Annotated in this window: 13 protein-coding genes and 1 tRNA gene; 9 read left to right on the top strand and 5 right to left on the bottom strand. The window is 70.9% G+C overall.

Features of this window, described 5'->3' with window-relative positions; all coding sequences use genetic code 11:
- Nucleotides 1-31 precede the first annotated feature (31 nt).
- Nucleotides 32-1,135: an epoxide hydrolase family protein gene (locus DEJ21_RS09460; RefSeq protein WP_111224419.1), complete on the top strand. Its 1,104-nt coding sequence runs from the start codon at nucleotides 32-34 to the stop codon at nucleotides 1,133-1,135.
- A gap of 13 nt (nucleotides 1,136-1,148) precedes the next feature.
- Nucleotides 1,149-1,223 (top strand) — tRNA-Arg (locus tag DEJ21_RS09455).
- Nucleotides 1,224-1,247: 24 nt separating this feature from the next.
- Here the strand turns inward: DEJ21_RS09455 and DEJ21_RS09450 are convergent.
- Nucleotides 1,248-1,700 (bottom strand): HTH domain-containing protein, encoded by a 453-nt coding sequence (locus DEJ21_RS09450; protein ID WP_111224418.1) that lies wholly within the window; start codon nucleotides 1,698-1,700, stop codon nucleotides 1,248-1,250.
- A 104-nt stretch (nucleotides 1,701-1,804) separates the two neighbouring features.
- On the opposite strand from DEJ21_RS09450, the gene argG reads away from it, so the two are divergent.
- From argG to DEJ21_RS09440, 3 genes are all read left to right on the top strand, one after another.
- A complete protein-coding gene (gene argG, locus DEJ21_RS09445) occupies nucleotides 1,805-3,247 on the top strand; it encodes an argininosuccinate synthase (protein ID WP_111224417.1) in 1,443 nt (480 codons plus the stop codon).
- Between the two features lie 259 nt (nucleotides 3,248-3,506).
- Nucleotides 3,507-3,674: a hypothetical protein gene (locus DEJ21_RS18230; RefSeq protein ID WP_155896891.1), complete on the top strand. Its 168-nt coding sequence runs from the start codon at nucleotides 3,507-3,509 to the stop codon at nucleotides 3,672-3,674.
- Nucleotides 3,675-3,715: 41 nt separating this feature from the next.
- The gene (locus DEJ21_RS09440; RefSeq protein WP_111224416.1) at nucleotides 3,716-4,315 is read left to right on the top strand and encodes a copper resistance CopC family protein; all 600 of its coding nucleotides are present in this window, start codon (nucleotides 3,716-3,718) and stop codon (nucleotides 4,313-4,315) included.
- A 200-nt stretch (nucleotides 4,316-4,515) separates the two neighbouring features.
- Here DEJ21_RS09440 and DEJ21_RS09435 read toward each other — a convergent pair whose 3' ends face one another.
- Nucleotides 4,516-5,946 (bottom strand): MATE family efflux transporter, encoded by a 1,431-nt coding sequence (locus DEJ21_RS09435; protein WP_111224415.1) that lies wholly within the window; start codon nucleotides 5,944-5,946, stop codon nucleotides 4,516-4,518.
- A gap of 221 nt (nucleotides 5,947-6,167) precedes the next feature.
- A complete protein-coding gene (locus DEJ21_RS09430; RefSeq protein ID WP_111224414.1) occupies nucleotides 6,168-6,605 on the bottom strand; it encodes a MarR family winged helix-turn-helix transcriptional regulator in 438 nt (145 codons plus the stop codon).
- Between the two features lie 454 nt (nucleotides 6,606-7,059).
- Here DEJ21_RS09430 and nadE point away from each other — a divergent pair, with 454 nt between their 5' ends.
- Both nadE and DEJ21_RS09420 read left to right on the top strand, forming a co-directional pair.
- Nucleotides 7,060-7,887: an ammonia-dependent NAD(+) synthetase gene (gene nadE, locus DEJ21_RS09425; RefSeq protein WP_111224477.1), complete on the top strand. Its 828-nt coding sequence runs from the start codon at nucleotides 7,060-7,062 to the stop codon at nucleotides 7,885-7,887.
- A 176-nt stretch (nucleotides 7,888-8,063) separates the two neighbouring features.
- The gene (locus DEJ21_RS09420; RefSeq protein WP_111224413.1) at nucleotides 8,064-9,521 is read left to right on the top strand and encodes an SPFH domain-containing protein; all 1,458 of its coding nucleotides are present in this window, start codon (nucleotides 8,064-8,066) and stop codon (nucleotides 9,519-9,521) included.
- 34 nt (nucleotides 9,522-9,555) lie between these two features.
- On the opposite strand, the gene DEJ21_RS09415 is transcribed toward DEJ21_RS09420, so the two are convergent.
- Nucleotides 9,556-9,945 (bottom strand): hypothetical protein, encoded by a 390-nt coding sequence (locus DEJ21_RS09415; protein WP_110863065.1) that lies wholly within the window; start codon nucleotides 9,943-9,945, stop codon nucleotides 9,556-9,558.
- A 59-nt stretch (nucleotides 9,946-10,004) separates the two neighbouring features.
- Nucleotides 10,005-10,955, bottom strand: a complete 951-nt coding sequence (locus DEJ21_RS09410) for a phosphotransferase family protein (RefSeq protein WP_111224412.1) — start codon at nucleotides 10,953-10,955, stop codon at nucleotides 10,005-10,007.
- Nucleotides 10,956-11,124: 169 nt separating this feature from the next.
- Between DEJ21_RS09410 and DEJ21_RS09405 the strand changes: the two genes are divergently transcribed.
- Both DEJ21_RS09405 and DEJ21_RS09400 read left to right on the top strand, forming a co-directional pair.
- The gene (locus tag DEJ21_RS09405; RefSeq protein WP_111224411.1) at nucleotides 11,125-13,185 is read left to right on the top strand and encodes an MDR family MFS transporter; all 2,061 of its coding nucleotides are present in this window, start codon (nucleotides 11,125-11,127) and stop codon (nucleotides 13,183-13,185) included.
- Between the two features lie 77 nt (nucleotides 13,186-13,262).
- Nucleotides 13,263-13,856, top strand: coding sequence for a TetR/AcrR family transcriptional regulator (locus DEJ21_RS09400; protein ID WP_111224410.1), 594 nt, complete (start codon nucleotides 13,263-13,265; stop codon nucleotides 13,854-13,856).
- The last annotated feature ends 74 nt before the right edge of the window (nucleotides 13,857-13,930 follow it).

The following is a 13,930-nucleotide window of genomic DNA, read 5'->3' as shown; positions in this document are numbered from 1 at the left end:
TTCGTCGGTGGCGCTGACTAGCGTCGCCGGCATGGGCGAGACACCGCACATCGACGACGCGACCATCGACGACCTGCGCGCTCGGTTGCGTGCCACGCGCTGGCCGGACGCGCCCGCCGGGGTCGGCTGGTCGCTCGGTGTGGACCTCGACGTCCTGCGCCCGCTCGTCGAGTACTGGGCCGACGGGTTCGACTTCGACGCGCACCGTGCCGAGCTCGCCGCGCTGCCCTCGCGCCGTGTCGTCGTGGACGGCATCGGCATCCACGTCCTACACGCCCGCGCTCCGCGGACCGACGCCCTGCCGGTCCTGCTCGCGCACGGCTGGCCGGACTCCGGGTGGCGGTACCGCAAGGTGCTGCCGATGCTCGTCGACGCCGGGTACGACGTCGTCGTACCGGACATGCCCGGGTACGGCTTCTCGGATGCACCGCCGCAGGTGCTCGACGCCCGGCAGGTGGCCGGCATGTGGGCGACGCTGATGACGGACCTCGGGTACGAGCGGTTCGCGGTGTCCGGTGGCGACATCGGCACGCACGTCGCCCGCTACCTGGCGCTCGACCACCCCGACCGGGTCGTCGCCGTGCACCGCATCGACGGCGGGCTCGCCTGGCCGGGGCTGGATGCGTCGACGTTGTCCGCCGCCGAGCGGGAGTTCGTCGCCGCGACCGATCGGTGGCGCACCGCCGAGGGTGCCTACGCCATGCTGCACCGCACGAAGCCGCAGACCGCCGCCGTCGGGCTGAACGACTCGCCCGCGGGGCTCGCCGCCTGGATCCTCGAGAAGCTCCGGGCGTGGAGCGACTGCGACGGGGACCTGTGGTCGGTCTACACGCGTGACGAGGTCCTGGCGCTCCTCACCGAGTACTGGGCCACCGCCACGATCGGCTCAGCGATGCGGATGTACCACGCGAACGCGGCGATCCCGGCGGACCAGCTGGAACGACGGGTCGAGGTGCCGTCCGGGTTCTCGATCTTCCCGGGCGACATCGTGCGGGCGCCGCGCGAGTGGCTCGAGCGCACCACGAACCTCGTGTTCCACCACGAACTCGACCGCGGCGGGCACTTCGCGCCGTTCGAGCAGCCCGACCTGTTCGTCGAGGAACTGCACGCGTTCTTGGGGCCCTTCCGCCGCTAGAGTGGTCGGGCCAGCCTCTGTAGCTCAATGGAAGAGCAGTTCCGTCCTAAGGAAACGGTTGGGGGTTCGAGTCCCTCCAGGGGCACCAGCAGATCCATTGTCTCGGCGTCGCTCAGTACCGCGGTGCGGCGAGGTTGACGGCGTTCACGAGGAACGAGGTCCTGGTCGCGATCGCGTACTTCACCGCAGCGCTCACCCCGGTCGGATCGATCGAGAACGCGTCGAGGTCGGACTCCGCGATCCCGGTGAGTGACGCGATGTTCGCGACCGTCAGCCCGGAGACCTGCGTGAGACCCTCGAGGATTCCCCGGACGCGGTCGTCGTCGGGCACGCTCCCAGCTGCGGCCAGCATCGCTGCGAGCACGGCGAGCCGCTGCGATTCATCGGGAGTCAGCCCGGTCCCGAGGGCGGTCAGGCCCTGGTGCTCGATCCCTGGGCCGTTCAGGTACGCGGAGAGCGTGGACTCCGAGATCCCGGTCATCTGGGCGATCGCGTCGAGTGCGACGGAACCGTGCTCGATCAGCGCGCGGAGTTCCGCCCGGACGTCGAGGGCCTCGGCAGTCATCTCGTTCCCTTCCTGGTGTGACGGCGGGTCAGGTGGCAGGTCAGTTCTCCACAACCGTCGCCCCGGACGGTAGTCGACCCCGCTGGCCCCGTACGATTGACCCCGTGTCCAAGGTCCTGAGCAGTCTCCCCGTCGGCGAACGAGTCGGCATCGCGTTCTCAGGGGGTCTCGACACCTCCTGCGCCGTTGCCTGGATGCGCGAGAAGGGAGCGATCCCCTGCACGTACACGGCCGACATCGGCCAGTACGACGAGCCGGACATCGACGCCGTCCCGAGCCGCGCCCACGAGTACGGCGCCGAGATCGCCCGACTGGTCGACGCGAAGAGCGCCCTGGTCGAAGAGGGCCTGGTCGCCCTGCAGACCGGTGCCTTCCACATCCGCTCCGGCGGCAAGACGTACTTCAACACGACGCCGCTCGGCCGCGCGGTGACGGGCACGATGCTCGTCCGCGCGATGAAGGAAGACGGCGTCGACATCTGGGGCGACGGCTCCACCTACAAGGGCAACGACATCGAGCGGTTCTACCGCTACGGCCTGATGGCCAACCCGCGTCTGCGCGTCTACAAGCCGTGGCTCGACTCCGAGTTCGTCGAGGAGCTCGGCGGCCGCAAGGAGATGAGCGAGTGGCTCGTCGCCCGCGGGTTCCCGTACCGCGACTCCACCGAGAAGGCGTACTCGACCGACGCGAACATCTGGGGCGCGACGCACGAGGCGAAGAGCCTCGAAGAGCTGTCGAGCGGCCTGGACATCGTCGAGCCGATCATGGGTGTCGCCGCGTGGCGTGACGACGTCGAGGTCGCGACCGAGATCGTCAGCGTCCGGTTCGAGGCCGGTCGCCCCGTCGCGATCAACGGCGTCGAGTACACCGACGCCGTAGCCCTGGTCTACGAGGCGAACGCCATCGGTGGCCGCCACGGCCTGGGTGCGTCCGACCAGATCGAGAACCGCATCATCGAAGCGAAGAGCCGCGGCATCTACGAGGCTCCGGGCATGGCGCTGCTGCACATCGCCTACGAGCGCCTGCTCAACGCGATCCACAACGAGGACACGGTCGCGTCGTACCACAACGAGGGTCGCCGTCTCGGTCGCCTGATGTACGAGGGCCGCTGGCTCGACCCGCAGTCCCTCATGCTCCGCGAGTCGCTGCAGCGCTGGGTCGCCTCCGCCGTCACCGGCGAGGTCACGCTGCGCCTGCGTCGCGGCGACGACTACACGATCCTCGACACCACGGGCCCCGCGCTGTCGTACCACCCGGACAAGCTGTCGATGGAGCGCGTCGGCGACGCCGCCTTCGGCCCGGACGACCGCATCGGCCAGCTCACCATGCGCAACCTCGACATCGCGGACTCCCGTTCGCGGCTCGAGCAGTACGCGGCCGCGGGCCTCATCGGTGGCGCGACGGCCGAGCTCGTCGGCGAGCTCGAGGCGGGCGAGGCCGAGGAGATCCTCGGCGGCGCGATCGTCGCCTCCGACGCCGAGGACGCGATTGGTCGTCGCACGGACCTCGCCTCCGAGGGCGCTGCCTTCGACTCCGGCACCGACTGATCGGGCGGACCCGCGCCCTGGGCGCGACCCCCTGATGACGGGAGGCCCGGAGCCAGCTGGCACCGGGCCTCCCGTCCGTTCGTCAGCCGCGAAGCGCATCCGCCTCGACGGCGATCGGGCGCGACCGTATCGTTGCGGTACCGGGTCAGTCATCAGGGACTCGTCGTCACGATGCTCCTCACGATCTGTGAGGTCTGGCACAGCGGGTCGACCCGGACGGATCCGAGATGCGCATCATCTCGACGAAGGGCTGGTCGCCATGACCGCCACCATCCAGAACGCCTGGCACCGCCACGGCCTCCGCTCGCCCGAAGACCTCGCCGCCCTCGTCGCCGAACGCCTCGAAGGAACCGGCCACCAGCTCGTCAGCGTCAGTGAAGCGCGCTACGAGCCCACCTACGCGGACTTCCTCGGCGAGCAGCTCTGACCCCCAGCGGGCTGCCGCTCGGCCGTCGGTAGAGTCTGCGCATGCGCACAGCCCGAACCACGGCGGCGGCACTGGCGATCGTCGCGGCGGGACTGCTGACGCTCGTCGGCGTTCAGCCCGCGTCGGCCCACTCGGCCCTGACCAGCAGTACCCCGGCGGACGGGGCGGTCGTCACCGAACCGCTCGAATCCGTCGACCTGACCTTCTCCGAGGCGCCGCTCGCCGGCCTCGACGCCGGACTCCGGATCCAGGTGACTGACGCCTCCGGCACCGACGTCGCCACGGGTGACGTGACGGTCTCCGGAACGACCATGCGCCGCGCGGTCGACCTCGACCGGGGCAGCTACACGGTGCTCTGGCGGTACGTGTCGCCGGACGGCCACCCGATCGAGGGCACGCTCGCGTTCGAGTACCGGGCCGCAGCGCCCGTGTCGACCCCGAGCACGAGTGTCACCCCGACCCCGACGGCGAGCACCGCTCCGACGTCGAGTGCCACCGCGACGGCCACCGGAGCCTCGGACGGTGCTCCGTCCTCGTCGCCGGGCATCGCGCCGGGCGTGTGGATCGGCCTCGGCGCCGGAGCCGTCCTGGTGGCCGGCGCGGTCGTCGTGCTGCTGCTGCGGCGCGGTCGCAGCGCGTAGCGCGGAGCGCGGAGCGCGCGCAGCGCCAGCCCACTTCGTGAGCAGAAGCGGTCGGGTCGCACGCGCGCACCCGACCGTTCCTGCTCACGAAGCGCACGCGGCGCACGTCACGCGACCACGCAACGGACGGGAGGCCCGGCGCCGGACCGGCACCGGGCCTCCCGTCCGCACGTCGTGCGTGACGCCGGGGGCGACGCGCCTCACGCCACGGGGGCGGCCTCCAGCGCGGCGTCGGCGCGTGCCGCGCTGCCCTCGGCCAGGCCTCGGGCGATGCGGCCCCGCGTCGACAGCCAGAGGACGACCGCGGCGACGAACACGATGCCCTCGGTGACGGTGAGTGCCCAGACGATCCCGGCGAGTCCGAACCAGACGTTGCCGGCGATCACGATCGGGATGAACAGCACGCCCTGCGCCATCGACAGCACCATCGCGGGCATGACCATCCCGGTCGCCTGGAACAGCGAGGTGAGCAGTCCCGTGAACCCGTTGACGACGGCGGCGACGAGCTGTGCCGTCAGGATCGTCATGCCGATCGCGAGCACCGAGTGGTCACCGGAGAAGATCGTGAAGACCTGCTCGCGGAACACGAACACGGTGCCGGAGAAGACGAGCACGATGCCGCCGACGGTCAGGGCCGCAGCGCGCAGGCCGGAGCGCAGTCGAGCTGCGTCACCCGCTCCGAACGCGTAGGCGAGCAGCGGCAGCACGCCGATGGTCACGCCCATCACCAGGAACTCCGGCACCTGGGCGATGCGGACCGCGACGCCCATCGCCGCCAGCGGGTCATCACCGTAGGCGGCGGCGAGGTTGTTGAGGACGAGTGTCGTGACGATGAGGAACGCGGACTGCAGCAGCTCGCCGACGCCGATGCCGAACACGGGCTTCAGGATGTCCGCACGCAGGGTGAACCACTTCGGCGCGAAGCTGACGTTCTCGCTGTTCCGCTGCAGCCAGGTCACCCAGTAGGCGATCGAGACCACGTTGGCCAGGCCCACCGCGAGTGCGCCGCCGCCGACACCCCAGTGCAGCCCCAGGATGAACAGGACGTCGAACACCAGGTTGCCGACCGTGGACAGGACCAGGCCGATCATCGCCTGCCTCGCGGCGCCCTCCGAGCGGACGATCTGCTCGAGCGCGAAGGACGCGGCGAGGACGGGGACGAACGCGAGCATCACGGCGACGTACTCGCTCGTGGCGGGGACCGCTGCCGCGTCGGCACCCAGGACGGCGACGAGCGGGCGGAGCAGCAGGAGACCGACGACGCCGAGCACGGCTCCGGTCACGACGGCTCCCCACAGGGCGAACGAGGCGACGTGCTTGATGTCCCTGGCCTTGTCGGGGTCGTGTTCCGAGGCGCCGAGCAACCGGGACATCAACGCGCTGCCGCCGACGCCGAACACTCCGCCCACGGCCATCACGAGGCCGAGCAGCGGCGTGCCGAAGGTGATCGCGGCGAGCAGGGACGTGTCGTGCTGGGCGCCGATGAAGCCCGCGTTGATGACGTTGTACAGGGCGCTGACGACCATCGCGGCGGCCATCGGCACGCACAGGTGCACCAGGGCTCGGGCGATCGGGGCAGCGGAGAGGTACCAGCGGTTCGTCGCCGCAGCGGTGGTGGTGGTGGAGGACATGACGGTTCCCTTCCGGGCATGACGGTGGGCGCGCCGACGGACGCCGGCACGGCAGGGGGGAGCGCGCGACCGGTGGGGTCGCGGGATCGCAGGGTCGCGGGTCGGGAAGGCGCGGGATCGCGGGGTCGCGAGGGCGCGCCGGCGGATCCGGCCGGGAGGCGCGTGGTGCGTGAGCGGGTCGGTGCGGTGGCGCGCGTGGCGCCGGTGGTGCGGTGGTGCGGCTAGCGGGTCGGCGGCGCGAGTTCCGCGGTCACCTTCTGCAGCAGTCGCCGCAGGGTTTCGCGTTCGTCCTCGTCGAGGGGTGCGAGCAGGGAGTCGTCGAGGGCGACCATCGCGTCGGTGAACCCGGCGATGAGGTCGATGCCCGCCTGGGTGGCGTGCACCGTCTTCGTCCGCCCGTTCGTGGCGTCCGGTCGTCGTTCGATCAGGCCACGCCGCTCGAGCCCCTGCAGGAGACTCGAGACGCTGGCCGCGCTGGTCCGGGTGGCCTCGGCGACGTCCCGCTGGATGGCGCCGGGGTGTTCCTGCAGGTACCCGAGCACGAAGGACTGCTCGTGGGTGAGGTCGCGTTCACGGACCCACTCCTCGGCGCCCTTGCGCTGTGCCCATCCGATCCACCGCATGAGCTGGAGCGGTGTCGTGAGGTCCGGTGCCTGCATGATCAGTACTCTAACTGTTAGCCATCGAACTGTCAACGAAGGCAGTCCTGGTCATGACCCCACAACGGGGGTGTCGAGCCCTGCCCGGACCCTGATACCTTCCACAGGAAGCGGCCTCACCAGCCGCCCTCGGCCCGTTCGACGGGCCCCACATCCCCCGGCTCACCACCGGGGGCGGATCAGCGGCGGAGACCCCGTCGGGGGAGGAGGCACCCTGCCACACCACGGACCACCCACCGCGATCCCGGCGCGACGAGTTCGTCGCGCCTGACCAGGACGGGCGCCGGCGGGTACCGGCGTCCGCCTCACCGGGTCCGCGACGCGTTCGGGTCGTCGCGGATCCCCGGGGCGGTGGTGATCGGGTCACCGCCGCCCCGGGACCTCCCGGTCGATCCGATCGACGTCTTCGGGAACCCGCCGGTCCACGGAGCCGGATCGGCGTGATACTGGGGTGGTGCGTGAACTCCAAGCCGCCATCGCAGCGGACCTCAACGTCCAGCCGACCATCGACCCGGAGCAGGAGGTCGCCCGTCGCGTCGGGTTCCTGCGCGACTACCTGCTGACGACCGGGGCGAAGGGGTACCTCCTCGCCATCAGCGGCGGGCAGGACTCCACCCTGGCCGGCCGCCTGACCCAGCTCGCGGTCGAGTCGCTCCGCGCCGAGGGGCACCCGGCCGAGTTCACGACCGTGCGCATGCCCTACCGCGTGCAGGCCGACGAGGACGACGCCCAGCTCGCCCTGCAGTTCATCGCGGCCGACCCGGGCGTCACCGTGAACATCGAGCACGGGGTCGACGGGGTCATGCAGGACACCGCGGCCTCGGGCGTCGAGCTGAGCGACTTCGTGAAGGGCAACGTCAAGGCGCGCATGCGCATGGTCGCCCAGTACGCGATCGCCGGGCAGCGCGGCCTGCTGGTGGTCGGCACGGACCACGCGGCAGAGGCGGTGACGGGCTTCTTCACCAAGTACGGCGACGGCGGCGTCGACCTCACCCCGCTCACCGGGCTGTCGAAGAGCCAGGGGCGGCAGCTGCTCGAGCACCTCGGCGCACCCGCCCGCCTGTACGAGAAGGCACCCACCGCCGACCTGCTCGACGAACTGCCCGGGCAGACCGACGAGGCGAACCTCGGTCTCACCTACGCCGAGATCGACGCCTACCTGCAGGGCCACGACATGCCGGTCGAGGTCGCCGAGGCGATCGAGTCGCGCTACCGCGCGACCGAGCACAAGCGCCAGGTGCCGGCGACACCCTTCGACGACTGGTGGCGTGCGGGCGCGTAGGCGCTGACGCTACCCCGGCCTGGAGGCGCGGTGCAGGTGATCCTGCACCGCGCCTCCAGCCTGTTGTCCCCAACCCTTCCCTGAGCGCTCCGGCTGTCCGCGCGCGCTCCTAGGATGGGAGCCAACGGAACAACAGATGCGGAATCCAGGCTGGCGCCTGGTCCGGAGGGGGAGTCATGGAAGTCCTGTTCGCGCTCGGAGCCGTCCCGCTGATCATCGTGGGGATCATCGTCCTCGCCGTGATCGCGCTGATCTACGCCAAGGTCGTGTACCGCAACGCCGGTGCCGACGAAGCGCTCATCATCACCGGCAAGCGCTCCCGCAAGGTCAAGAACGCCGACGGCACCGAGACCGTCGAGTCCGGCATCAAGGTCGTGCTCGGCGCCGGCGTGCTCGTCCGCCCCTTCTTCGAGAAGGTCGCGAAGCTGTCGCTCAGCTCGCGTGCGATCGACATCAACGTCAACGCGCAGGACTCCCGCGGCGTCACCATCGACGTCGAGGCCGTGGCGCTCGTCAAGGTCGGCGAGGCCGACGCGTCCATCCGGGCGGCAGCGCAGCGGTTCCTCGGCCAGGAGAAGAAGATCGACGACTTCGCGCGCGAGGTCCTGTCCGGCTCGCTCCGTGCCTCGATCGGCGCGACCGACGTCTCGACGATCATCCGGAACCGCGACCAGCTCACCGTCGCGGTCCTCACCGTCGCGCAGGACGCCCTGCACAGCCAGGGGCTCGACGTCGACTCGTTCGAGATCAAGGGCATCTCGGACCGCAACGAGTACATCAGCGACCTCGGCCGTGCCGAGCGTGCACGCGTGCGGCTCGAGGCCGAGAACGCCGAGGCCCAGGCCGACCGTGAAGCGCGAGAGGCCCGCGCGACCGCAGACCAGGCGATCGCCGAGGCCGAGAACACCCTGGCCATCCGCCGTGCCGCGCTGCAGCTCGACGCCGACCGTGCGTCCGCCGAAGCCGCTGCCGCCGGCCCGCTCGCCCAGGCGCGTGCGTCCCAGGGCGTCGTCGAGCAGGAGCAGATCACCGCGCAGAAGCGTGCCGAGCTGCGCCGTGCCGAGCTCGAGTCCGAGGTCTCTGCGGTCGCCGAGGCCCAGGCGCGCAAGACCCGCGTCGAGGCCGAAGCCGCTGCTGGCGCCCAGGTCGAGACCGCCCGCGCCCAGGCCGAGGCCCGCCGGATCTCCGCCGAGGCCGTCGCGGCCGAGGCGAAGGCCGAGGCGGATGCCCGCAAGCTCGCCGCCGACGCCTCACGCGCCGAGGGTGAAGCCGCCGCCGACGCGATCCGTGCGAAGGGTCAGGCCGAGGCTGATGCGACCAAGGCCCAGGCCGACGCGCTCGCACAGCACTCCGAGGCCGTCCTGCGGGTCAAGGCGATCGAGACACTGCCGAGCATCGCCCGCGAACTCGCTGCTCCGATGAGCAACATCGACACGCTCACCGTGGTGTCCTCCGACGGTGCCGGTGCACTGTCGAAGAGCGTCGTCAGTCAGTTCAGCGAGGTCGATGCGCTGCTCGGTGCCACCGCCGGGTTCACCCTGAGTGACATCGTGAAGAGCACCACGACGGGTCAGGCGGCTGCCCGTGCCGTCGTGCGCGAGCAGTCCGTGCCACAGGGCGAACCGGCCGAGTAACCGGGCGGACGCCTGCAGCGGGCGCGACGGGGGATCAGCCCTCGTCGCGCCCGTTCTCGTTCTGCGGGTCGCGCTGCTGTGCGCCGGCGTCCTCACGCTCGTCGGCGAGCCGCTGCTGCCAGACGACGCTGCGAGCCGCACCCTCGAGCACGTCGTCGACACTGCGACCGCTCTGGGCGGCGAGGGCGCCGCTGAGTCCGGCGGTCAGGGTGCCGCCGGCCGCAGCGAGTCGCTCGACGACCTCCTCCTGCCGCGGGGTCAGGGGCTCGTCGACCAGTTCGTCGATCGTGTCGCGGATGTTCTGCTCGCTCGCGTCCAGTGCCGCCTCGTCGCCGGACTGCAGGGCTGCTGCTTCTCCGACGACGACGAGACCGAGGCGCGCGGCGTCGTCTTCGGGACGCGGGGTGCGGTGCTCATCAGTCATGCGGTGGACCGTACGCTCCGGTGCGCTGCGCTCCCTGGACAGATGCGTCCCCCGCGCTGTCAGTCGGCCCAGCGCCGGAGCAACCACTCGGCGGCGGCCACGCCCTCGCGCCGCTGGAAGTCGCGGATCGTGGGCATGTTCGGCGGCGCCGGGGGCAGGGCGTGCTCGAAGAACAGCCCGGCGAGCCCGGCCAGCACGGCGTCGATCGTGTCGGCCGGCACCTCGGCGAAGACCGGGTGCGTGGCGAGGTGGTGTTCGACGTCGGCGTCCTCACCGCGGACGAGCGTGTCGAGCAGGTAGGTCAGCGGATCGAGCCAGTGCGCGCCCACGCTCGCCCAGGGCCAGTCGACCACCCAGACGAGCCCGGCGTCGTCGACGAGCAGGTTGTCCGCTCGGCAGTCGGCGTGCACGAGGTGCTCGCCATCGACGAGTGCAGCGGCTCCCGCTGCCGCGCGGGCGATCGCTGGCCCGGCGTCGAGGACGTGCGGCGGTACGACCTGGGCGACACGGACGGCGTCCGCGTCGTCGGCCAGCATCCGGTCCCAGGCTCCGAACTCACCGCGCAGGTCCTCGGCGATGCGGGGGAGCGTCGCCAGCCCACCGGTCGCGGGCGGCAGCGTATGGAGTGCGTCGAGCACGGCCGTCGTGTCCGAGCCGTCGAGGTGCCGGCCCGGGTGCTGGCCTGCGACGTCGTCGAGCACGAGCGCGACCCAGTCGTCGCCGTCGACCGTGGCGTGCAGCGCGTCGAGCAGCCGTGGCGCCTGCACGGTGGTCGGCAGCTGGGCCATGACGGCGGCCTCGCGGCGGTGCAGCTCGAGGGCTGCCTCGTTGCGCGAGCGCGACACGGTCTTCACGAACGCCCGTCGTCCCGCCGCGGTCGACACCCGGTCGGCGCTGCCGGGAGACCACCCGCTCGCCTGGGACTCGGCGGTCACCACCGGACCGCCCAGCACCCCCTCCACCTGCTGCCGCAGCGTCGTCGGTACATCGGTCCAGGTGGTTCGCCCCATGCGCCGACGCTACCTGAGAACCCGTACACGAACGTGCACGCTCGGCAACTTTGCGTTGGCAGCAAAGGTGCTGACGGTGTAAAGTTGCAGAGCCTGCAAGGTTGACACCCGTTCGGGGTCCCGACCAGGCCGACGACCACCACGCCACATCCCCTGTGAGGAACTCCGCATGTCCACTGCCACCGCACCCGTCGAGGTGTCGCGCGGACGACAGGACTCCCCGGCGAGCACGCCGGGCAAGCCGATCATGTCGCACCGCCAGATCCTGCTCGTCATCTACGGCCTGATGGCGGGCATGTTCCTGTCGTCGCTCGACCAGACCATCGTCGGCACGGCGATCCGCACGATCGGTGACGACCTGCACGGCCTCGACCAGCAGGCCTGGGTCACGACGGCCTACCTGATCGCGTCGACCATCACCACGCCCATCTACGGCAAGCTCTCCGACGTCTTCGGCCGTCGCCCGCTCTACATCTTCGGCATCGCGGTCTTCATCCTCGGGTCGCTGCTCTCGACCCTGTCGACGTCGATGACCATGCTGGCCGCCTTCCGCGCGTTCCAGGGCATCGGTGCGGGTGCGCTGATGTCGCTGCCGCTGGCGATCATGGGCGACATCCTCGCGCCCCGTGAGCGCGCGAAGTACCAGGGCTACTTCCTCGCGGTGTTCGGCATCTCGTCCGTGATCGGCCCGCTGATCGGCGGCCTGTTCGCCGGTGCGAGCTCGATCGTCGGCATCACCGGGTGGCGCTGGGTCTTCCTGATCAACGTGCCGATCGGCGTCGCCGCGCTCCTCATGGTGATCGCGTTCCTGCACCTGCCGAAGTTCGGCGAGGCCAAGGCCAAGCCGCGCATCGACTGGTGGGGTGCGACCTCGGTCATCGTCACGCTCGCGCCGCTGCTCCTCGTCGCGGAGCAGGGCCGCACGTGGGGCTGGGGTTCGGCCAGCGCGATCGCCTGCTACGTCATCGGTGCGCTCGGCCTCGTCGCCTTCCTGGTGATCGAGACCCGCATGCAGGACGACGCGATCATCCCGCTCAAGCTCTTCCGCTCGAGCACGTTCTCGATGGCGACCATCCTGGGCTTCCTGGTCGGTTTCGCGATGTTCGGCGCGATGCTCACCATCCCGCTCTACCTGCAGATCGTCACCGGCCTGACGCCGACCGAGTCCGGGTTCGCGACGCTGCCGATGATCGGTGGCCTGATGATCGCCTCGATCGCTTCGGGGCAGATCGTGGCCCGCACCGGCCGCTACCGGATCTTCCCGGTCATCGGCACGGCCCTGGTGTCGCTCGGCTACGTCGTCCTGACGTTCATGACGATCGACAAGCCGCTGTGGTTCCTGATGATCGGCATGTTCCTGATCGGTCTCGGGCTCGGCCAGCTCATGCAGAGCATCACCCTGGCATCGCAGAACTCGGTGCAGCCGCGTGACATGGGTGTGGCGACGTCGTCCGCCACGTTCTTCCGCCAGATCGGTGGCACGCTCGGCACCGCCGTCCTGCTGTCCGTCCTGTTCTCGCTCATGCCGACGAACATCCTGCACGCCACGGCGGACGAGTCGAACCTGAAGCCCGCCCTCAGTGCGGCGCTCGACCCGGAGATCGCCAGCGCGAAGGCGAACCAGGGCGTCATGGACCAGATCTGGAACCCGATCGTCACCCCGCTCCAGCAGCAGGTGCAGTCCGGCCTCGACACCGCCACCGACCAGGTGGCCCAGGCCACCGCCGGGGCTCCCGACGCCGTGCAGCAGCAGGCGCTCACCGCCGCCGCCGACAAGGCGCACGCCAGCGTGCAGGACGGCCGGCTCGTCGTCGACTGGTCCGACTCGTCGCAGCGCACCTACTGGGTGGACCAGCTCGCACCGGAGCTGTCGAAGCAGATCGACAAGGGCGCGAACGACTCGAGCGACTCGAACGCCGAGACGAGCGACACGTCGTACCTCAACGGTGCGGATTCGGCCCTGACCCGGCCGTTCATGTCCGGGTTCAACGCCTCGGCCGTGACCGTCTACTGGGTCGGCTTCGCGGTGATCCTGCTCGCGTTCGTCCTGAGCTTCTTCTTCAAGGCACCGCCGCTCCGCAAGAGCTCGGCCCTGCAGGAGCAGGCGGACGACGCCGGCACCGCCGACGACCTCGAGGCGCAGGCCGTACGGGCCGCGGACACGATGGGCTCGCCCACCGCCCCGGTCACCGGTTCGATCCCCGTCCAGGGTGGTCGGTCGCAGGTCTGAACCACGCCGGGCCTCCCCGTCACACGACGCGGAGGCCCGGCGTCGCACGGACCCGAGAACAGGACGGAGCGCAGCACGTGCACCAGCCCACCACCACCGAGGACCTCGTCGCGAGCGACTGCGGCCTGCGGGAACGCAAGAAGCAGCAGACCCGGTCCGCCATCCACCGGTCGGCACTCGCGCTGGTCACCGACCACGGGCTCGCCGGCGTGACGGTCGAGCAGATCTGCGCGGACGCCGGGGTCTCCCCGAGGACGTTCTTCAACTACTTCCCGTCGAAGGCCGAAGCAGCCCTCGGACTGCCGGCGACGACGGTCCCGGACCCGGCACGCGCTGCGTTCCTCGGTGCCACCGGTCCGCTCGTTTCGGACCTCTGCGACCTCGTCGCGCACACCGTCACCCTGCCGCAGGACCGCCGGCGCATGAAGGAGCTCGTCCGAGCCCGCCCCGAGATGGTCCCGGCGATGATGCAGTGGATGGCGCACGCGCGGCAGACCGTGCTGGCGGTCGCTGCAGAGCGCGTCGACGAGGACACCGCGCGGACCGTGACCACCCTCGTGATGGCCGCCGTGATCGAGTCCGCCCACCGGTCGGCGGACGGCTCGCGCGACGAGCTCGCTGCGCGGCTGCGCGCGGTCGTCGCCGAGATGGGGCGGCTCGCCACCGCCTGACCAGCGTGACCATCGCGTCGCCCCCGGCGCGGGGCGACCACGGCCTGGAGGCGCGGTGCGGGTCGGACCCGCAC

This window comes from Curtobacterium sp. MCSS17_006 (assembly GCF_003234215.1).
Lineage (GTDB): Bacteria > Actinomycetota > Actinomycetes > Actinomycetales > Microbacteriaceae > Curtobacterium > Curtobacterium flaccumfaciens.
The sequence above is the reverse complement of the archived record's forward strand: the minus strand, read 5'-3'. Positions and strand labels throughout refer to the sequence as shown.